This window comes from Desulfomonile tiedjei DSM 6799 (assembly GCF_000266945.1).
GTDB classification, from domain to species: Bacteria; Desulfobacterota; Desulfomonilia; order Desulfomonilales; family Desulfomonilaceae; genus Desulfomonile; species Desulfomonile tiedjei.
The window spans coordinates 3,693,514-3,712,734 of sequence record NC_018025.1 but is presented as its reverse complement, the minus strand read 5'-3'; the positions used below and the strand labels follow the sequence as shown (position 1 = coordinate 3,712,734).

Annotated in this window: 19 protein-coding genes; 9 read left to right on the top strand and 10 right to left on the bottom strand. The window is 49.4% G+C overall.

Features of this window, described 5'->3' with window-relative positions; all coding sequences use genetic code 11:
- Window positions 1-392: 392 nt before the first annotated feature.
- From DESTI_RS15730 to DESTI_RS15720, 3 genes are read left to right on the top strand one after another with little or no spacing between them, the layout of a single operon-like run.
- A complete protein-coding gene (locus DESTI_RS15730) occupies window positions 393-623 on the top strand; it encodes a hypothetical protein (RefSeq protein WP_014810957.1) in 231 nt (76 codons plus the stop codon).
- Window positions 624-632: 9 nt separating this feature from the next.
- Entirely contained in the window at window positions 633-3,425 is a 2,793-nt protein-coding gene (locus tag DESTI_RS15725) for an ATP-binding protein (protein ID WP_014810956.1), read from the top strand.
- Between the two features lie 55 nt (window positions 3,426-3,480).
- The gene (locus DESTI_RS15720) at window positions 3,481-3,999 is read left to right on the top strand and encodes a response regulator (protein WP_014810955.1); all 519 of its coding nucleotides are present in this window, start codon (window positions 3,481-3,483) and stop codon (window positions 3,997-3,999) included.
- Window positions 4,000-4,044: 45 nt separating this feature from the next.
- On the opposite strand, the gene DESTI_RS28980 is transcribed toward DESTI_RS15720, so the two are convergent.
- From DESTI_RS28980 to DESTI_RS15680, 9 genes are all read right to left on the bottom strand, one after another.
- Window positions 4,045-5,688, bottom strand: coding sequence for a cytochrome b/b6 domain-containing protein (locus tag DESTI_RS28980; protein ID WP_014810954.1), 1,644 nt, complete (start codon window positions 5,686-5,688; stop codon window positions 4,045-4,047).
- A gap of 187 nt (window positions 5,689-5,875) precedes the next feature.
- Window positions 5,876-6,304: a cytochrome c3 family protein gene (locus DESTI_RS15710; protein WP_014810953.1), complete on the bottom strand. Its 429-nt coding sequence runs from the start codon at window positions 6,302-6,304 to the stop codon at window positions 5,876-5,878.
- A gap of 430 nt (window positions 6,305-6,734) precedes the next feature.
- Window positions 6,735-7,247, bottom strand: coding sequence for a HyaD/HybD family hydrogenase maturation endopeptidase (locus DESTI_RS15705; protein WP_014810952.1), 513 nt, complete (start codon window positions 7,245-7,247; stop codon window positions 6,735-6,737).
- An 8-nt stretch (window positions 7,248-7,255) separates the two neighbouring features.
- Entirely contained in the window at window positions 7,256-8,806 is a 1,551-nt protein-coding gene (locus tag DESTI_RS15700) for a B12-binding domain-containing radical SAM protein (protein WP_014810951.1), read from the bottom strand.
- A 75-nt stretch (window positions 8,807-8,881) separates the two neighbouring features.
- Complete coding sequence (gene dnaJ / locus DESTI_RS15695) at window positions 8,882-9,979, bottom strand: molecular chaperone DnaJ (RefSeq protein ID WP_014810950.1); 1,098 nt, start codon at window positions 9,977-9,979, stop codon at window positions 8,882-8,884.
- A gap of 120 nt (window positions 9,980-10,099) precedes the next feature.
- Window positions 10,100-10,288 (bottom strand): hypothetical protein, encoded by a 189-nt coding sequence (locus tag DESTI_RS31785; protein WP_353743189.1) that lies wholly within the window; start codon window positions 10,286-10,288, stop codon window positions 10,100-10,102.
- A 187-nt stretch (window positions 10,289-10,475) separates the two neighbouring features.
- The gene (locus tag DESTI_RS15690; protein ID WP_014810948.1) at window positions 10,476-11,042 is read right to left on the bottom strand and encodes a cyclodeaminase/cyclohydrolase family protein; all 567 of its coding nucleotides are present in this window, start codon (window positions 11,040-11,042) and stop codon (window positions 10,476-10,478) included.
- A gap of 354 nt (window positions 11,043-11,396) precedes the next feature.
- A complete protein-coding gene (locus DESTI_RS15685; RefSeq protein ID WP_014810947.1) occupies window positions 11,397-12,014 on the bottom strand; it encodes a CehA/McbA family metallohydrolase in 618 nt (205 codons plus the stop codon).
- A gap of 271 nt (window positions 12,015-12,285) precedes the next feature.
- Window positions 12,286-13,047, bottom strand: a complete 762-nt coding sequence (locus tag DESTI_RS15680; RefSeq protein ID WP_014810946.1) for a hypothetical protein — start codon at window positions 13,045-13,047, stop codon at window positions 12,286-12,288.
- Window positions 13,048-13,634: 587 nt separating this feature from the next.
- Between DESTI_RS15680 and DESTI_RS15675 the strand changes: the two genes are divergently transcribed.
- The 5 genes from DESTI_RS15675 to DESTI_RS15655 are packed head-to-tail and all read left to right on the top strand — an operon-like array spanning window position 13,635 to window position 17,097.
- The gene (locus DESTI_RS15675) at window positions 13,635-14,276 is read left to right on the top strand and encodes a putative Ig domain-containing protein (RefSeq protein ID WP_157212175.1); all 642 of its coding nucleotides are present in this window, start codon (window positions 13,635-13,637) and stop codon (window positions 14,274-14,276) included.
- A 4-nt stretch (window positions 14,277-14,280) separates the two neighbouring features.
- Window positions 14,281-15,078 (top strand): pilus assembly FimT family protein, encoded by a 798-nt coding sequence (locus DESTI_RS15670; protein ID WP_014810944.1) that lies wholly within the window; start codon window positions 14,281-14,283, stop codon window positions 15,076-15,078.
- A gap of 17 nt (window positions 15,079-15,095) precedes the next feature.
- Entirely contained in the window at window positions 15,096-15,539 is a 444-nt protein-coding gene (locus DESTI_RS15665) for a type IV pilus modification PilV family protein (RefSeq protein ID WP_041286241.1), read from the top strand.
- Between the two features lie 15 nt (window positions 15,540-15,554).
- Window positions 15,555-16,562, top strand: coding sequence for a PilW family protein (locus DESTI_RS15660; protein WP_014810943.1), 1,008 nt, complete (start codon window positions 15,555-15,557; stop codon window positions 16,560-16,562).
- Window positions 16,563-16,578: 16 nt separating this feature from the next.
- Window positions 16,579-17,097 carry a pilus assembly PilX N-terminal domain-containing protein gene (locus DESTI_RS15655; protein ID WP_014810942.1) on the top strand — a complete coding sequence of 173 codons (519 nt, stop codon included), beginning with the start codon at window positions 16,579-16,581 and terminating at the stop codon, window positions 17,095-17,097.
- A 127-nt stretch (window positions 17,098-17,224) separates the two neighbouring features.
- Here DESTI_RS15655 and DESTI_RS15650 read toward each other — a convergent pair whose 3' ends face one another.
- Window positions 17,225-17,878, bottom strand: coding sequence for a nitroreductase (locus tag DESTI_RS15650; RefSeq protein WP_014810941.1), 654 nt, complete (start codon window positions 17,876-17,878; stop codon window positions 17,225-17,227).
- 114 nt (window positions 17,879-17,992) lie between these two features.
- Here DESTI_RS15650 and DESTI_RS15645 point away from each other — a divergent pair, with 114 nt between their 5' ends.
- Window positions 17,993-19,216: a tetratricopeptide repeat protein gene (locus DESTI_RS15645; RefSeq protein WP_014810940.1), complete on the top strand. Its 1,224-nt coding sequence runs from the start codon at window positions 17,993-17,995 to the stop codon at window positions 19,214-19,216.
- The last annotated feature ends 5 nt before the right edge of the window (window positions 19,217-19,221 follow it).

Sequence of the window (19,221 nt, the reverse complement as noted above, 5' to 3'; positions counted from 1 at the left end):
GTCGTTGCGTCGAGTCGCTCCGATCACAATGACATGCTTCCCGATGTTCTACCCGCAAAATGGTTATCCAAAATGAAATATTCCTCAAACTTCTGTTGTGAATTACAAGATATTGGTAGGGACCGGCGTCCCTGCCGGTCCATCATATTGATATAATTTATTATATTGAAGATGTGCCGACACGGAGGCCGGCACCCACCAATACTCCTATCCTCAATCAGACGTTAATTTTGGCAATTAAGACCCAACCTTTTCAGGTTCGGGTAGCTTATACTTGACGAATTCAGCCGTAAATTCTAGAATCAAATTGTAGCGAATGCGTTTGCATTCCGTACATACCTATGCCTGTAAGTCCCTCTCGCATCCCGCAACCCTGTCCAGGAGGACCGGTCATGGAAAGGTTTAAGAAACTTTTCAGACAGACCGAGTTCCGCATTGCACTTTTTTTTCTTTCCTTAGTTCTTTTTGGATGGCCGATTGTGCATTTCCCCGATGTGCACCGTGCAGAAAACATGTTTGTGTACTTATTTTTGGCCTGGGGGACGGTAATCGCCGTTCTCTATCTCGTGAGCACCACCCTCGTGGAATCCGGAGATCCCAAAGGCGAAAACGAAAACAAATAGGATCGGCCGATGCTCGATTCTTTTATGGTTCTCGCAGTTTTTTGTTTCTATATGGGATTTCTTTTTCTCATTGCCCTGTGGGTGGAACGGGCTTCAACAGTCGACCGCAGTCCGGTCAACAATCCGTACGTCTATTCCTTATCCCTTGCAGTCTACTGCACCGGTTGGACCTATTACGGCAGTGTGGGTAAAGCTGCAACTTCCGGCCTGTTGTTCCTGCCGATCTATTTGGGCCCTACAATAGCCATTATCTTGTGGTGGACCGTATTGCGAAAAATGGTAAGGATCAAGACCAGACATCATATCACGAGCATAGCCGACTTCATCAGCGCACGATACAACAAATCCCAATCTGTGGCTGCACTTGTCACCATTATTGCGCTTGTGGGGACCACTCCGTACATTGCGCTGCAATTCAAGGCGATCATCTCCACTTTTTCTATCGTCACCTCTGCGGAAGGATCGGCATCATGGGTCGGACAGCATCTGGGACCAATTGTGGTCGGCCTCATGTGGGTCTTTACCATTATCCTGGGCATCAGGCGCCTTGACCCGACCGAGAGACATCCGGGCATGATCATGGCTGTAGCTGTGGAATGTCTCGTGAAGCTTGTTGCTTTTCTTGCCGCGGGGATCTTTGTTACGTACTTTCTGTTCGACGGTTTCACCGATATATTCAAGAGGATTACGGAGACTCAGCCCCATATGCTCGTTGAGGTCTGGAAGACAGATCAGAGCTATTACATAACCTGGACGACGTATCTCATCCTGGCCATGTCCGCAATCATGTTCCTGCCGCGACAATTCCATATGGCCGTGATCGAAAACTTCGACGAAGATCACATACGAACGGCAATGTGGATGTTTCCTTTGTACATGTTGCTCATAAACATCTTTGTTTTTCCCATTGCAATGGGCGGCCTACTTAAGGGTTATCCGGCGCAGGATGCCGATACCTTTGTCCTGGGATTACCTCTGCACTCAGGACAAAAATGGCTTTCCCTGCTCGTATTTCTTGGCGGGGCATCCGCAGCGACCGGCATGATCATGATCAGTTCCATCACAGTCACCACGATGATCACGAATCATCTGCTACTCCCCATAGTCGATTGGATAAAATGGCTGGGCTTCTTGAGGCGACATCTGCTCAACTGTCGTTGGGTAGCGGTCGCGGGCGTGATTGTAACAGGATATTGGTTCGAGCAACTCGTGGGCGAATCGTACATGCTCGTCAATATCGGTATGATCGCCTTTGCCGCCGCGTTTCAGCTTGCACCTGCTGCACTGGGAGGCATTGCATGGCGCAGAGGAAATCAGGCCGGAGCACTCCTCGGATTAGGTGCCGGATTTGTTGTGTGGTTCTATACACTTCTGTTGCCTGCATTTGTCAGGAGCGGCTGGATAGCCGATTCGCTCCTCAGTGACGGTCCGTGGGGAATAGCGTTTCTCAAGCCTGAGCAACTGTTCGGCGTAATGACTCTTGATTCATTGACCCATGGTGTATTCTGGTCGTTCCTGTTCAACACGGGATTCTATGTCTTCGGATCCTTGTTCTTCGAGCAGAGCGAGCAGGAGAAAAATCTGGCGGAAGATTTCGCAGATGTGCTGATTACGATCCCTGCGCTTGGAAAGTCGAGCAGGCGTGAATCGCACATTATCGCTTCGGAGAAAAAGAAGATAATTGAAGATCTGCTTTGCCAGTACCTCGGGGCCGCAGAAGCTGCTTCAATGACTGAGAAATGTTTTCAGGAAGCGGGGGTTCTCGGAAAGGGGAGGATTTCCATCGTGGAACTCGCCGAAGTACACAATCAGGTAGAGAAATTTCTGTCGGGTTCCATTGGAACCGCGGCCGCCTTCAAAGCACTGAGACAAGCAGAAATTTTCGATCCCGGAGAGGCACGAGAACTATCTGAAATGTATGCAGAAATTCTGGCAAGCTTGAAAGTGACCCCCGAAGAGCTGGAGCAGAAAATCGATTATTATCAGGAGCGGGAAGCTCTTCTCACACATCATGCAGCCGAGTTGGAACAAAAGGTCAGAGAGCGTACGCGGGACCTGGAGGCCGCTCAAGAGGAACTCATCAAACGCGAGCGCTTGTCGGTAATCGGTCAATTGACAGCCATTGTGAGCCATGAATTGCGCAATCCTTTGGGAGTCATTCAGTCTTCCGCGTACGTTCTTTCCAGAAATTTGACCGACACTGATGAAAAAACTCAGAAACATCTGGAAAGAATCGAACAGCAAGTCGGCATTTGCGATTCCATAATCGGAGAACTCCTGGAATACACCCGCGGCAGGCGCTCAGCGGCCGTAAAAGGGGAGATCAATTCATGGCTCGAGTATGTTCTTGACGAACTGACATTTCCCAAAGAAATCCATGTGATGAAACTGCTCCGCCGCGATATACCGGAAATCAGCTTCGACAAGGAAAAAATGCGGAGAGTAGTGGTCAATCTCTGCGAAAATGCAATACAAGCAGTCCTTGCCCGACAGACTGCTATGGAAGAGGCAAAACTCAGCTATTCTCCGCGAATAAGGATTTCCACGTACTCGGCCGATTCCAATGTGTGCATACAGGTTGAAGACAATGGTATGGGAATGAATAACGAAACAACAATGCGGGCATTCGAGCCACTTTTCACCACTCGAGCGAGAGGAACGGGTCTAGGACTTGCCATAGTCAAGAAGATCGTTGAGGAGCACGAAGGAACAGTTTATCTGAGCAGCGTACCGGACCAGGGAACCATCATCACCATTACGCTGCCGCAAGACGGCCGGAAAGAATCGGGTGCGAACCACTGATCTGCAACGTCGGAAATATATCGAGGGCGAATGTAAGATTCGGAGGATAATCTTCATGGATGCAAAGAGTATTTTTCGAAAAGTGTTCCGATCCAGAAAGCAACCTGAGGACAATTTGAGAACCATCCTTGTTGTCGATGACGACGTGGGCTTCTGTGATAACCTCCAGGACATACTCGAAGGTGAAGGTTATGAGGTTTTCGTGGCATCCACCAGCGCAGAGGCTTCCAAAATTGCCCGGGATACCAGACCGTGGCTTGCTCTTGTGGATCTTAAGCTGCCGGACGGGTCGGGAACGGCGCTTCTTTCGGATCTTAAGCAAGTGAAATCCGACTGCGTATGCATTCTAATGACAGCCTACGCTGATGTGGACTCGGCTGTGGCAGCACTCGAGAAGGGAGTATTCTATTACCTGCAAAAACCGATTCGTCCCGCAGAGCTCATAGAGCTCGTTGACCTCGCGTTCGAGACCATCCGACTGAAAGAAGAAAAACGCAAATCAGAAGAAGCTCTCATTGCTCGGAATAAAGAACTGGAAGATATCATCGCACGACTCAGGAAGATCATCGAATAGCGGGAGGTGGGCCGGGGAGTGATGCCACTCCCCGGAGGCGTGTGATTATACGTGTTTAGAGTGGTCTTCGTGATCGGACTTTACACCGTACCCGAAGATGATGGCCTTGAAGTTCTCTCCAATGGTTTCACCCGTGGTGGCAAGATAAAGGTGAGCCACCAGGAAGGCCGTGAAGAGCGCACCCAATATCAAGTGAATTATACCAAGAATGTACATGCCGCCTATGGCTGCAATGACACCCTTGAATGTTTCGGGATACATATACAGGATTCCGCTGATCAGAAGCAGCGGGAACAGCAACAACTGGAACTTGAGATACGCGATCTTCTGAAGAGGGTTGAATTTGTTGTCCTCAGTGGGCGCATAGGGGTGCGGTTCGTGTTTGAAGATACCGTATCCGTAGAATTTCGCCTGAGTGATCATTCCTCCCGGAATTTCCCATTTTTTCGGAATATAATGAGAAATCCGTCCGGTAATTATGTTGTACAGGAACCATACGACAAAGGCGATTACGGCACCCCAACCGAACCAGTTGTGCACCGTGACCGACCAGTTGAACCAGCCGGGGAACTTTTCAGGCCAGTGCAGCATAATGCCGGTAAAAATCAGCATCACAATGCATAGCGCTTGGAACCAGTGCCAGAGTCGCTCGATCAAGGGGTGCAGAAGGATTTTTTCCTCAGGCAGATGGATCGGCTCTTTGCGTCTGGTCAAAATGCGCAGACCGCCGTGCACGATGGGAAGTCCGAAGGTCCCGAGCACGACCAGAATGAGAATCGCATCCAGCATAGGAATCCTGTGTGCTCCAAGGACATAACCGTATTTCTTGAGGCTGCTGCCGTTCATAAACCCGGTCTGGGTCACACAAGCAATAAAGCCGGCCGAGACAGGTTTTTCCTTCTCGAGAATGGTGTTTTTCGTGTGACACGACTCACAGGATGCAACTTTGGTCTTCACCAAGGGAATGTTGTGGACACCAGGGTCTTTGCCTGAATGGCACAACATGCAGTCCATAGCTAAATGAAGTTTGGCCTCGTAGAGTTTGGTATGAGCTTTGAGCGTATCCATATTGTACGCTTTGTGACAGTCCTCACAGACTTTTGGGCTGAAACCTTTGGCATAGTCATCTTTGCCTTTGCCGTAGTGAACATCATGGCAGCCGACGCAACCCAGGGCCTTGGGGCCGGGTTTATCCTTGTGAGCGCTCGCCTCGATCTGTTCCACAGCTTCGTCATGACATTCCTTACAGTCCACTGCCTTGAGTCTCTGTTTGTGAGGCACTTCAGTAATGTCACTGTGGCAAGTTACACATGTGGTGTCTGCATGTACTCCCTCGGCGTACTTTTTGTCATTTATGGAAAGATTCAGTTCGCCTGTAACAAAGGGACGTTTCGATCTTGGGGGGGCCGCTTTGTCATCCACCACCACCTGGTCCGCTAACTCCTCTTTGGACATTTTGAGGATGTCGGGATTGTGGCAATCGATACATTCCTGGTTCGTGATTTCGGCAGGTTTTTCCGCTTTTTTCTGAGCTGCCGGTTCATCGGTTTTGGTTGCAGGTGAGGGAGTTGTTGTTGATGGCTGGCCGGTAGTGCCTTGTTCCTGAGCTATGGTAGGGACAATTGAGTACTGGAACACCAGCACCGTGGCTGCCACAATAACAGCAGCGAGAACAGTCCATTTCTTCATGCAAAGCTCCTTCCACGCAAAGCAAATAGATTTTGGACAAGTCTTACTATATTATAAAAGTCCGGTTTAACAGGTGGAAAAACAAAGATTAAGTATTACCTTTTTCGCACTATCCAGGTCAAGCACAATTTCGAAACAAAAAACCCCCTCACATGGAGGGGGCCTCTGTCCGGTTTTCAGATCGAGCCTATTCTTTTTCCGGCTTTTCGCCAGGTTTGGGAGGATGGCATTTTGCACATGCAGTCGGCCCCGTGGGTTTCTTGTCTTTCTTGAACTGCTTATGACAATTTACACACTGGTCGTGGAAAGCTTTCTCCAATTTCACCACTTTGCCTTCAGCTTCCAATTTGTGGCAGGCACCGCATTTCTTCACTTCCTGACCTTCTTGCCACACATTCTTGCCGTCTTTATACTCGTGATGGCAATCAGTGCACTTCAGGGCTTTGTGCTTGGTGTGGGAAAAGGTAACCGGTGCCTTCTTCTTCTCTTTGAAAACATCCTTTGTGTCGATGACCAGATCCTGCTCCGGCATTTTCGTGGCTGCATAGGCTACCGTAAACGCGACCAATGCAGCAATCCCGACCAGTAGGGCAATAAGGGTCTTCCCTCTCTTCATAGTTAAGGCCTCCTGATTTTGAACATTCCAGCAAAAATCGCCGACTGTTTCGGCAGGTTTCCCCATCCTTAAAGCTATATGTCTTATCATACACCACCGAACTTGTTCAAACTTTTTTTGGCAAACGATTGAGAATCCGAGGGAGCTCGTGTCTTTCGAGACATTTCGCTTTCAGGGAGCAATACGGTTAATACCGATACGCTTTTCTTTTTGTAATCTGGCAGGCTGGAGGTATCTTTCGCTCCGGACGACGCAAAGCCGTCTAATCACTCCGCTCGGAACACCTCAGCCTGCGCCATCTTATATGCATAATTGCGAAATGGTACAACTCGCGGGAAATTGGGTCATGGAGCGACGGAACGCAAGATCGCACGAGCCCTACGAATCCTAAGGATTCTAACACTCATGAGCGCCCCCCCGTACGAAAATGTCAGTTCGTTGCTCCGCCTGACGAAATACTTACGGGTGTAAGTCCCAAAGTGTGGAGTTCCTTCAGTACAAGATCTATCAAATCTTCCATTCTGGCAGCAATTTTTTCTGTGAGCTCCATTCCGAAGGGTTGAATATCCTGCGGCTGAATTCCTATGACCACGACGGACTTTGGGCATTGATCTATCAGATTGCAGAGATTGAGAGCTTCTATCAAATCGCTGTCGTGGGCGGACTGCTTGGCTCGCAATCCTTTCGGGAGTTGATCCCGTTCCAAACGGTAAAGCGTACCAGGTTCTCCGTCACCAAGAACAGCATCCACAACAATAAGACGATCCGTTTCCTGGATAGTGGACATCAGCCAAAGACCTTGCGTTCCGCCGTCTACAACCTTGACGTTTTCCGGGAACATGTAACGTCGCTGTAGTTCTTCGATTACTCGAACGCCAATGCCTTCATCTTTCAGCAGAATATTGCCTACGCCGAGGACGACTACTCTTTCGGGGGTATGCATATACTATCCTATCTGTGCTTTAGTCTCTGGTGAACCAATTCTCTCATGCGGAACATGTTCTCGCCGGTGGCACAACTTACGAGGTATTTCTTTACGCGAGTCGGGTTCTTTCTCATTAACCCGATGAGCTGACGCCAGAATTGCCACCGGTATGGCGGAAGAACTCCCTGCCACCACGCAAGCTTCAGGAAAGCGCGAAGTTCTTTCAGACGTCCTCGCAATGAAGGCCTTTCCTCGGAAGCGGGGGCATTTGTCTCTCCTGTGGCTAGAAAATGCCGTGTCGGCCGCATTGCCAGGAAAAAATTGTATGCGCGTTCGAGATAGTTGCGAGGGTCATAGATGCGAAAAACAGCTTCCTCGTATTCTTTGAGAATGTCCGATGCAGGCCTGGTGGGCACGTAATTGAGTCTGCCTGCGGTGGTCTGGCCCGATGTCTTCTGTTCCAGAAGGCGTTCTTCTTTCTTGAGCCTGTCCCACAGCGCTGTCTTGGGCAGCACCTGAAGTGTGTTCAACATCACGGAAGGAATCTGGTTTTGCTCCACAAATTCACATATTCGTCGGCCTGCACCCTCTTCTTCGTTATCGAAACCAATGATAAAACTCGCCATAATGTTGAGGCCGTTTCTTTTTATGACGTCTATGGCTTCAGCGAGTGGATTGGATATATTGTGAAACTTGCGTGCGGACGAAAGCACCTGGTTGTCCGGAGATTCGATTCCTATGAAAACCGAAGCAAAGTTTGCCTCAGTCATCAAATCAATCAAGGGAACATCTTTACCCAGATTTATCGATGTTTGCGCCCAGAAAGAAAACGGTTCGCCATTGGACTTCATCCATGGTATCAATTTGTCCAGGGTTGCTTCGGCGTGTTTCTTGTTTCCGATAAAATTGTCATCGCACACGAAGACGTCACCGCGCCAGCCAATCCCGCGAAGATATTCCAATTCAGCAATGACCTGTTCCGGCAACTTGTACCGCGGCTTTCTTCCGTATAGCTGAACAATGTCACAGAATTCACAGTTGAAGGGGCACCCGCGAGAAGTCTGAATCGCCATGGATGCATAATCCGTCAACCGGAGCAAATCGAATCTCGGAACGGGCGAGATACTCATAGAAGGCTTTTCGCCTTCACGGAATACTCTTGAAGATTCGCCATTCTGAACGGCCGCGACTATGTCATGAATTGTCTCTTCCGCTTCGCCGAGGACCAGGAAATCCACCTCGATATCCAGCAGTTCGTCCGGGCATGCAGTAGGGTAGGGGCCTCCCGCTACAACGGGAATTCTGCGAAGCTTTGCCTCTCTGCACATTTCCAGCATGCTCTGTCGTTGGACGATCATACCGGAAATCAGCACAACATCGGCCCAATCCCAGTCCGATTCGGATATGCTCCGGGTATTTAGGTCCACAAGCCGGAGTTCCCAATCAGAAGGGAGGAGTGCTGCCACTGTTAACAATCCCAACGGTGGAATGAGCGTTTTGGCCAGTGACAGATCGCATGATTGTTCGAGAGTCCAGAAGGATTTCGGCGTTTCCGGACTGATCAAGAGAGTTCGCATATTTCAAATTCCATGAGCAAAGAACAGCAACAGTTACCCTTCTTCCGGATTGGCGGGCCGTCAATTGAAGCAAATTTATTTATTTCTGGAGAAAAACCCGCGTTTTTTGGGTGAGACCTGACTACCCTCAATTTCAGCCAAACGTCGGATCAGCTCTTCCTGTTCTTTCGACAACTTGTTCGGAGTCTGAATATACACAATCACTATCAGATCTCCGCGACCTCGACCTCTGATGTGAGAGATCCCTTTTCCGGGAATACGAAAATCCTGGCCCGACTGAGTTCCCTGCGGGATATCGAGATGATCCTGGCCTTCCAAGGTAGGAATTTCAATGCGACCGCCCAGGGCAGCCAAACTGTACGTTATGGGCACAGCGACAAAGACGTCGTCACCTTCTCTCCGAAACGTGTCGTGCTGTTCTACTCGGATAAATACGTAAAGATCGCCTGGAGGGGCTCCCGGATCGCCCGGTTCACCTTCGCCCTGCAGCCTCAGTCTCGAACCGGTATCCACTCCGGGGGGAACACGGAGCGAAAGCTTCTTGGAAATCAGAACCCGCCCCACGCCGCGACAATTCTTGCACGGATCGGTTATTATCGTGCCGCTGCCTTGGCATTTCGGGCACGTAGTGCTAATGGAGAAAAACCCCTGAGACCGTGTTACCGTCCCGCGGCCGCCGCAGGTGGAACAGACGGAAGGCTGTGCTCCGTCCCGTGTGCCGATTCCGCCGCATTCGTTACAGAGTTCATGGCGTGAGACATCGATCTCGGTTTCTTTACCGGTGGCCGCGTCCATGAAGCTTATCACCAGTTCATAACGAAGATCTGCTCCTCTGCGAACCGCATGGCCACGGGCTCCTCTCGAACCGAACCCGAAGAATTCTTCAAAAATGTCTCCGAATGATGAAAAAATATCATCAAAGTCTCTGAATCCACGAAAGCCGGACTGCTGCAATCCCGAATGACCGAAGCGGTCGTAAAGTTGTCGCTTTTCCGAATCGCTCAGCACTTCATATGCTTCAGCGGCTTCCTTGAATTTTTCTTCGGACTCCTTGTTACCTTTGTTCCTATCGGGATGATGTTCCAGAGCCAGCTTTCGATAGGCCTTTTTTATCTCTTCAGGGCTTGCGTTTTTCGCAACTTGAAGTATCTCGTAATAATCACGTTTGGTCATAGGACGATCCGCTACCAAAAAATACGAACGGAGATTATCCCATCTCCGTCAACACAACAATATAAACACTCTTCTTTCGTTTGTCATCCCGGGATGAAATTTTTTTGTAATCCGATGCGATCAAGAACTCGATGCTGCCCTGGATTCTTCACAATTTTGAAGCTCTCCTTCTCGGGTAAGAATATTGATAATACAAGACGATCTGAATTTACAGTACAATCGCGGCGTGTGGCAGCACGCGCATTCTCGACACATATACATGTTATCCTTTTGGCAATAGAATTCGGCATCGCGATCAGAATGACGCATACATCGGTTCATGAACGATTCCTCTCAAGTGACTTGAACGGGAGATCTGTGATATCTATTCGCTTTTTTTTTTTCAAATCTGGGAGGCTGGAGCTATCCTTCGCTCCGGACGACGCAAAGCCGTCTAATCACTCCGCTCAGGACACTCCAGCCCTCGCTGTCTTATGTGCATGACTACGAAACGGTATCACAGGGTCTCCAGGATCTCCTTTTTCTTAGCCATTCCCAATTCGTAAACGGATTCCAGCCTATCAAGATAATCTTGTTGGTCTCCGGGTGATTCGATCAGCTTGACGTTATCTCTCGCCACATGAGCAGTGCCTGCAATACCCGCGGCAAGCAATTCTGCGGAAATTCTGAGGTGCGGTAAAAGCTTCAGACTGGAAAACTTGCTCAATCTTCGTACCCATTCGAGGCCGTCCGAAGCCTTTTCAATAACTTCGAGAGAGCAGGTGAGCACTTCGCCAAATGCGTTTTTGCTCCGTTCGTTGTCCCCTGATTTGAGTGCCTCTCTGAAACGGAGATAACACTGCGGATCGTCTCTGGTCATTTTCTTGAGCGCATAATGCAACCGCTCGATTTCTTTCTGTGCGATTCTGAGCGTCGCCTGAGGGGCCGGATCGAGTCCTTTACGGTTTATCTCCATAATTAATACCTTGTACAACAGCGCTATGCCGAGATTTGCCGTGTAAGCAGCCGCTGCACCTCCCGCAGGAAGAGGATTGAGATCTGCTATTTCCTCCAGGAATTCCATGCTTCCTCCAGAATCGTTTCAATATAGATACCCATTCGATTTCCAGCCGTCAATGTCAGGACCGGGACGAGGGGGATCATACACGCCTTTCGAAGGAACATTGGAGGATCGCTCTCCAAGAGCCCCAAGGCTGGCATAAGCGTTCAGCGAAGAAAAGGCTCCCTCTTTCATAAGAAAAGTGGGAGTCAGGGGCAAAGGCTCAAATTTAGACCATGACTACAGTGTTTCCTGTGGGGGTCGGAGCGTCCGTGCCGGCACATTTTTCAAATACAAATCAACCGGTTCGGGCCGGCAGAGACGCCGGCCCCTACCGTTTATTTAAAGCACAATGAGTTCAAAAGATCAGAAACTGTGTCAACTGCCATAGTCCCAATGCTCTCCATGACAGTTGCCGGCTTTTATTTCCGCTACGAGAAGCTCCAGACTCGGCACTCTGTTCTGGAAAACCGTATAAGATCGCCCCACCTGATGGATATAATGGCAGTCGCTTCCTCCAATAGAGGGTAACCCGAGTTTAGATGACGCTTCTGCTGCAAGCAGGTTCTGGTTAAGCCGATTGCCCCCATTGTGTGTCTCAAGAGCGTCAAAGCCGGGGATGGAGAAGATTCTTTCCCCCAAGGACTCCCAGCCTCTGAACGGATGAGCCGGCACACAGATTCCTCCAAGCCCGTGAACACTTTTCATCACTTCTTCCATTTTCAAGAAGTTGTTCCTGCTCCAGCGATTCCAGGAATCATCCGTCACACCGTACACCAGCAGGTGACCTTCGTCCGTCGAAACTTCTACGCCCCGGAAGACGAGGAATCCGTCGGGAATCTTCATCCGCGAAATCGGCCGGGAATTCTCATATGAATGATGTTCGGTAAAACAGACCCCGTCGAGTCCGAGGCTTATGGCTCGTCCGATCAGTTTCTCAGGCTCCAGGTTGTTATCATGTGAATATTTGCTGTGACAATGGAGGTCTATTTTCATACTCAGACTATGTTCCCGATCGATCACTCACTACACTATACTTCCACTCCAAAAGAAAAGGCAAATAGGCCTTCTCGGCAATGACAATCATCAAGATTAAGTTCGTTGCTGAATGGCGGATACCGATGCTGTTGGTGCGCCTGTTCGATCAAGAATGGGTCGGCAGGGAGGCACGGCACCTACCAATTGCCGAGAAGTGCTTTTCGCAATTGGACACTGTCTTACACTTGCTACAAAATAATTCCCGCATCATTTGAGGCGAAGGAGAACGCTATTCCGCTGTACTATGCTCCTGGACCTTCAAAGAGGACTCTATTCTTTTCACCTGATCCTTCAGCTTCTGCAGTGCGGTTTTTTCACTCCTCAGTTTGGCTCGTAATTCAGCCACCTGTACTTTTTTCTGGCGTACCGCCTTTTGATCCGCCATGTACGTGGATTGAAGCCGGTATAAATCTTCTTCACTAATTTTGAGCAGGAATTGCGTTTGTTCCACATTGGAATCGGCTTCATCTATGACGCTATAGAGTTTCGATAAATCGGGTTGCTGGGGAGTTTCCGTGACCGTTCGTTCCGGTTTTTTGGCGTCTGTTTCTTCCACAGCCGGTTTTTTTGCATTCTCCTCGGATGTTTTAGAGAACGAAGACCAAAAAGCGGTCGTAAGCCAGACGAGCACGATGAGCGCTATCAGCATTGCGCTGCCCACCCATAAGTACGATCGAAAAGCCGCCCGGTCTTCCTGTTCTTCCAACTGCTTCTTGAGAACAGACACCTCTGTTGCTTTGTCCGGAGTCTTCTCAGGAACGCCATCCATGGGCTCCACAATTACCAGCGCCCTGACGGCTTTCAGGAGATCGCCAAGATATTCTGCCTCCTCCTCAGACACGTTTTCTTTGATTGTCACGGGAGTGGAATTCAGAAACTCCCGAGCTTCCTCCGGATGTATTTCGAGTATAGCCGCAAGTTCCATGACGAAAAAATACGGGTCTTCACTCGAATGGCCGTACAGGTTTATTCGGTATCTCGGGTCCGACATGAACTCTTCCTGGTCACAAGGGATGCCGCGAATTGCGAAATGTAGATGTTTCGGGTTGATTATAGCGAATATAAAATTTTTTAACAGCATTTTGGCAGGTGTAAATCTTGTTTACAGTTATGTTTTACTGAAAAAACAATGAGATACTCTCAAATACAAGTCGAAGCACAATTTTTTGTCATGAAAGACGCTTATTGACATGCAAACCGATGCATCAAGAACAATAACAATTGCGTAAAAATAATATGTTAGGTCCGTGGTACAGGAATTGCTTCGCTGTGGACCAGGAAGGTTTTCGGTTGAGCGCAACGGAGTGCACTGGGAACAGCAGGTCCTTTTCACTGCATTCGTAGCGGATGTGAGAATTGGAGCGTTCTATCACGTTCCAAATCTTGCTGACTGGAATAGCGGTTTTTCCTTCAATGGAACCTCGGAAAAATGAGACCCGCTGCCGGATTTAACGGAACAATGCTGGACTCTTAAGATGAAGGTGGTATAGTGCACGCGTGTGACCGCATGCTCGAGATAATCTTGCCGAGAGCACTATCGACGAGCTTCAATCGAATTGGGCGAGAAAGGTGACAGGTGTGAAACGGTTAGGAATATTCTTGTTCATTCTTTCTGTCGTGGTCTTGACATTTCTGAACGGCACTGCAATGGCTGCGACCGAAGTGGGGGGACCTCAAGTCAAGGAACTGAGGTTCGATCCCGATCGGCCCGAAACTGGTGACGATCTCAAGCTGCGTATTATTCTGGATGGCAATGCCGTGCGAGCCGAGGCAAAATTTCTCAAGAACCAGCAGGATGCGGGCTCGACCTACTACGACGGCATTGCGGAGTTTGTGAAAATGGACCAGCCCGTCAGGGCAGGAGACAAGATTGAGGTTTTCGTCACACCCTTCAGTGCAGAAGGTACTCCGGGAAACACAGTCACAAAGAAAGTAGAAGTCCTCAACGCCGCACCTACGGCAAAGATCGTAGATCAGAAATTGGCCGGAAACACGTACTCTGCCCGTATCGTAGCGGAAGACCCCGAAGGGGAAGCAGTCACCTTCACGCTGAAAGAAGGACCCAAAGGGCTTACTGTTGATAATAAAGGGTATGTCAATTGGAAATTCAGCGAGAATGTATCCGGAAGTTTCGTAGTCGCTATTTCGATAAAGGATGCCAAAGGGGCAGAGTCTGTCCTCTCATACTCCATCGGCCTGCGGTGGCAATCAGGGAGGTGACCGCGTGAAACGGCATAGAGAAAACGGTTTTACGTTGATCGAGTTGATGGTGGTGAGCACCATTGCAGCCGTTATTGTTGCAGTATCGCTCGTGGCATATCGTCAGGGTATTACTCGTGAATACGCATTGTCCCAGCAGGCGCGATCGTTGACGATGGCTTTGCAGTACGTGAGGATGCAGGCCCTGGAAAACAAGAACACTATACGGATCGTCAATGCGACGTCTTTCGATCAGACCGGTGCATTTTTCCGAAAGATCGCTTTTGCTGCGACCGACCATGGTGTCAAAGTGGGAGATTACGTTGCAGTTGCAGGCCTGAGAAGTGCAGTGAGTTCAGATACTCTTTCTGCAGGAACATTTTACGTCTCTGCTGCAACAACATCCACGTTCGACTGCGTTTACTATCACTCCGACAGTGTCATGGTGCCGCCGTCCCCCGAAGTGGCTGTAGCGAGGAATCTGACTCGAACAGCTCAGCTTACTATTCAGAAAAAGTCATTCATCGATACAGTGTCTTCGTCAGAAAAAGAGGCTTTCGAGGCTGCTCGATCCAAGAACCCGCAGATTTTCATATATGATGAGACCAAGTACATCATCTGGGACCCGAATGATGTCGCAGCCATGATAGATACTTCCGCTTCAACCTATACCCCGGTTCCCGCTTTTTCTTCCCGAGGGTTCGCTGCAGATGAAACAGGGTACCAACTCAGAATCGCTCTGATTCCATCGAAAACGGAGAGCTACAAGATCATCAGGATATCTCCGTTCGGGCAGGTGGGAATGGGCAGAAAAGTCGATTAGTAATTTGGGAGGCAACTGTGAACATATCAAGCAAAAAGGGTTTTTCTCTGATAGAACTGATAGTTGCCATCGGAATATTGTCGATTGGAATGGCTGCAGTCAGTAGCATGATATATCAGACATTCCAGTCCGAAAGACATAGCGCAAAACAAAGAAGAGCACATGTGATTGCAACGCAAATAGTTGAGAGATTCAAAGCGGGCAATCTGCCCACTTCTCCTCCTACCACGCCCGAGGCACTTCCCGAGGATGGTGACGGGGTGATAATTGGGGGGGAACTGGTCTGGAAAGACACGACAGCAACTGACGGCACCTTCTTCTGCAGATGGAATACCAAGAAATACACCGGATTCAAGACAATAGACGTCCTCGTTGGCTGGGGCTCCACCAATTGTTCCCGGTCGTCGGTGGACACTTGTCCGAGGAAGCTCCGAATCGTCGCTGTAGAAAACAACAGTTGATTATCTGAGGGAATCATGCGGAATCAAAAAGGCTTTACATTAATGGAACTCATGATTGGCATGTTGATCCTCGGCATGGCCATTGCCGGTGCTCTCTCGCTTTTCATATTCCAAAGCAAGCGCGGGCATGAATCCTTTCGCGACAAGACTACAGATGAACGGGTCTTCGCTACACTTGCTTTGATAAGTCGAGATATTCAGCAGGCCGGTTTCGGTGTTTCTGCAGATCATGCCAAGCTTGCATTACACGTAAAGACAACTTCAGGATCTCCCGATGCACTTTATGTAAGTTACAGCGATTATCTCAGTCTTCAGTACTTGGACCGAGCCACCGATTTGACATTTCTGAGGATGAACACCATTTGGTGCGATCGCTGCCTGGATGCTCCTTATCAGGGATTTGTAAAACTTGTGGATCCTTCCCGGCTCGTGCTGCAAGGTATTCCGCAGAGGTCTTCAAATACATTGAACGGGAGTGTCGGTGCGGTCCTTGCGGACACTACCCCCACAAGCAAAACCACGCCACCAGTTTCGGTGGAGGTTGATGTGAAAGCTACAACCGCTGTTGTTAATCCGAGCGTTCTCGGGACTCAGGATTGGACATTCCCGTTTGTTACATCATCTTCGCTCGCTCCCAATACTATTGTTGTCCCCGCTGTTTCGTATCGGATGATCAAGGTGGACCGGACCGAATCATTTTACGGCAGCCCGAAGACGGTGAGCTATTATTCATTGTGGAGAAATCGCGGTAGTGATGCCAACCCTTATGGAGAACCCCTGCTGGGTTGGGATCCCACTACTGATAGAGGTGACAAGTTCATGAACCTCGTAGATTTCAAAGTGAGAAGACAATATACAGGCGGCAGTTGGGATACGGGCGGCGATCCAGCAAACGTCAGACTTGTGGAGATTTCGTTGTCGTATCAGGTTAACAAAGGTACCGGGGGAGCTACCAGTTGGGGCTCGACCGTCAAACGAACGCTTCGTATCAGTCCCAGAAACCTGGCATTTGTCGGTCTTTAATAATGGAGGAGAATTCATGAAAAACGAAAAAGGATCTGCCATTGCCATAGTATTGCTAGTCTTGGCGGTTGTCAGCATTGTGGGAGCAGGACTTCTCCTTCAATCACGATATGACGAAAAGATTACCCAGGCCCAGAAAAATTACGACCGAACGTTCGGGTTGGCAGATGGAGCCGCCGCATATGCGTTTCCGGAAATTCTGGCTCGTGACACTGTTCTGTTCAAAGGTGGCCCGACTGTGGTGTGGACACGGTTCCTGGGGCCGAGCGGACCTTCGGAAACAGCCACGGTATTGAAGGTGGATATTCAAGGGCAGACCGGACAGCAGGTTTCCGTCGGCACGGCTGTCGCCCGTATAGTTATCGAGGGATACAACACCGATCCCCAGGAGTTGGCCGGATGGGAACTGGGCACGGCTGAAGGCTATCATGTGCAATTCTGGGTTGCCGAAGGAACCGGGAAACGGGAAGCAAAGGAAAGTATACCGCCTGAGACGGCTGTTTTCATGGCCGCAAAGAAATACGCAAAAAATTAGTGCAAAAATAATTTTTTCTGATATTACTTTCGCGGCTTATGCACATGAGGGCGAGATATTGACTCAGAAATGAGAGGCGATACGATTACCGGGGACTCGATGCAGTCCCCGGCCTTTTCAAGCCACCTTACTCAATCCACCTCACGAACTGATCCAATCCAATTCTTGGAGATTTGAACTCATTAACTGCCGCCTGTGAATCCGGTTTCCCCAGAGCGAGAGAAATCAAGAAAGTCTTTTGATCCGGTATATTGAGATGATCTTTTATTTCGTCCTCGTACGATTTTACGAGTCCGACGGGACAGCTTGAAATCCCATGACCTGCTGCTGCCAGCATCAGATAGCTCAGGAAAATTCCCGCATCCACCCATCGCACCTCAGGAAAACAGGAGTCGACAAATACCAGCGCCACCGCAGGAGCACCATAGAAATTCAGGCTGCCCTCATTCACGAACGCCTTGAAATCCGTCCCCATCCTTTGGACGAAGGGGTCCATGAGCTCCGAACATTCTCGTGCTCTACTCATGAACTTGTCCGGAATCGGCTGAACTGCACCGGGCCCGCACATGATGGCTCTTTCTCTGAAGGATTTCAGGAGCCGACGTGACAGCCTTTTTCTTTCTTCATTCAAAACCATGTGCACTTCCCACGGTTGCATATTTATGGCAGATGGTGCATTGCGGGCATCGGCCAGTATACTCTCGAGCAGTTCCCGGGATAGGGATTCGTTCAGGAAAGCTCGGACACTCCTGCGCATCCTCAATGTATCGAGCAAGTCCATATGCGTTCTCCTTGTCGGCCTGCTGTCTTGATAAAGTGTGCTAAACCGGGTATAAGTCAGCGACGGGTGCGGTACCGCCGCGTGCTGATTTTGCCCTATTTCTGAGGAGAAGTCATGCTTTTGAAGAAATCCGCCTTCGTGGCGATCGGTATTCTTGTTCTCACGTACATGGGAAATACCGAGATTCAAGCCGCCAATTTCACGGACCTGTTCAGAGCGGGGCTGGATGCGGAAGATGCAGGAAATTTGGACGACGCTTTGGCCAGACTGACGGAAGCGCTGAAATTACAGGGCCAATCCGCTCACGCATGGGCAAAACGGGGAGAAGTCAATCTTCGAAAAGGAGATCCGCAATCCGCTATTAAAGACCTTCTTCAGGCTGTCAAGCTGGACCCGGCATATGCCGCTGCATATACGAGACTAGGTTTTGCTTATAATGCGTTGAACGATTACGAGCACGCGATTGAGGCGCTAAACCAGGCAGTGCAACTCGACCCAACGTCTTCCGAAGCACTGAATACCCGTGGCTTTGCATTCAATGGCAAACATGACTACGATTCCGCAGTACGTGATTTCGATGCCGCCATTAGACTGAATTCGAACGACGCCCGGTACTATAATAATCGGGGATTCGCCCTGAACGGAAAACATGAATATGCCCGTGCAGTAGAAGACTTTGACCGTGCTATTTCACTTGATTCCACCAAGGCAATGTACTTCAACAATCGCGGCGTAGCGTACTTGCGCCAAAAGGATTTCGATCGGGCGTTAGAGGATTTCGAGCGCACCCTGAAACTGGATTCCAAGTTTTCCTCCGCGTATCACAACCGAGGCATGGCCTTGAGCGGAAAAGGAAGACACGACAAAGCAGTTGAAGAGATCAGTAAAGTCATTGAAATGAATCCGGATTCTCCACTGTTGTACAAAGATAGAGGAACTGCGTACAGAAAGATGGGAGAATTTGAGCTTGCAGTAAAGGATCTGGAGAAAGCTATAGATTTGGATAAGAAGTTTGCTCCTGGTTATGCGGCCCTTGCACAGGTGTATGCTTTTTCAACCGATCCGAAGTATAAGAATTCCACAATGGCTCTGAAGCTAGCGGAAAAAGCGCTGGCCCTCGGGAAGGGAGACAGCCCGGACATTCTGGAAAATCTCGCTGAAATCCAGTTCGCGAATAATCAGAAGGCCCTGGCTGTACGTACTCTGCAGAAAGCTTTGACAATGGATCCCACGAACAAAGAGTACCTCGAATTACTCGCCAAATGGCAAGGCGCTCCTTCGGATACAGCGACGGGAACTCCTGTCTCAGGACCGTCTCCGTTCAGTAACTTGTGGTAGAGTGC

What these genes read in the sequence shown, in the direction of transcription:
- DESTI_RS15730 (WP_014810957.1), top strand. Translation starts at nt 393, where the DNA reads ATGGAAAGGTTTAAGAAACTTTTCAGACAGACCGAGTTCCGCATTGCA.
- DESTI_RS15725 (WP_014810956.1), top strand. Translation starts at nt 633, where the DNA reads ATGCTCGATTCTTTTATGGTTCTCGCAGTTTTTTGTTTCTATATGGGA.
- DESTI_RS15720 (WP_014810955.1), top strand. Translation starts at nt 3,481, where the DNA reads ATGGATGCAAAGAGTATTTTTCGAAAAGTGTTCCGATCCAGAAAGCAA.
- DESTI_RS28980 (WP_014810954.1), bottom strand. Translation starts at nt 5,688, where the DNA reads ATGAAGAAATGGACTGTTCTCGCTGCTGTTATTGTGGCAGCCACGGTG.
- DESTI_RS15710 (WP_014810953.1), bottom strand. Translation starts at nt 6,304, where the DNA reads ATGAAGAGAGGGAAGACCCTTATTGCCCTACTGGTCGGGATTGCTGCA.
- DESTI_RS15705 (WP_014810952.1), bottom strand. Translation starts at nt 7,247, where the DNA reads ATGCATACCCCCGAAAGAGTAGTCGTCCTCGGCGTAGGCAATATTCTG.
- DESTI_RS15700 (WP_014810951.1), bottom strand. Translation starts at nt 8,806, where the DNA reads ATGCGAACTCTCTTGATCAGTCCGGAAACGCCGAAATCCTTCTGGACT.
- dnaJ (WP_014810950.1), bottom strand. Translation starts at nt 9,979, where the DNA reads ATGACCAAACGTGATTATTACGAGATACTTCAAGTTGCGAAAAACGCA.
- DESTI_RS31785 (WP_353743189.1), bottom strand. Translation starts at nt 10,288, where the DNA reads ATGCGTCATTCTGATCGCGATGCCGAATTCTATTGCCAAAAGGATAAC.
- DESTI_RS15690 (WP_014810948.1), bottom strand. Translation starts at nt 11,042, where the DNA reads ATGGAATTCCTGGAGGAAATAGCAGATCTCAATCCTCTTCCTGCGGGA.
- DESTI_RS15685 (WP_014810947.1), bottom strand. Translation starts at nt 12,014, where the DNA reads ATGAAAATAGACCTCCATTGTCACAGCAAATATTCACATGATAACAAC.
- DESTI_RS15680 (WP_014810946.1), bottom strand. Translation starts at nt 13,047, where the DNA reads ATGTCGGACCCGAGATACCGAATAAACCTGTACGGCCATTCGAGTGAA.
- DESTI_RS15660 (WP_014810943.1), top strand. Translation starts at nt 15,555, where the DNA reads ATGCGGAATCAAAAAGGCTTTACATTAATGGAACTCATGATTGGCATG.
- DESTI_RS15655 (WP_014810942.1), top strand. Translation starts at nt 16,579, where the DNA reads ATGAAAAACGAAAAAGGATCTGCCATTGCCATAGTATTGCTAGTCTTG.
- DESTI_RS15650 (WP_014810941.1), bottom strand. Translation starts at nt 17,878, where the DNA reads ATGGACTTGCTCGATACATTGAGGATGCGCAGGAGTGTCCGAGCTTTC.
- DESTI_RS15645 (WP_014810940.1), top strand. Translation starts at nt 17,993, where the DNA reads ATGCTTTTGAAGAAATCCGCCTTCGTGGCGATCGGTATTCTTGTTCTC.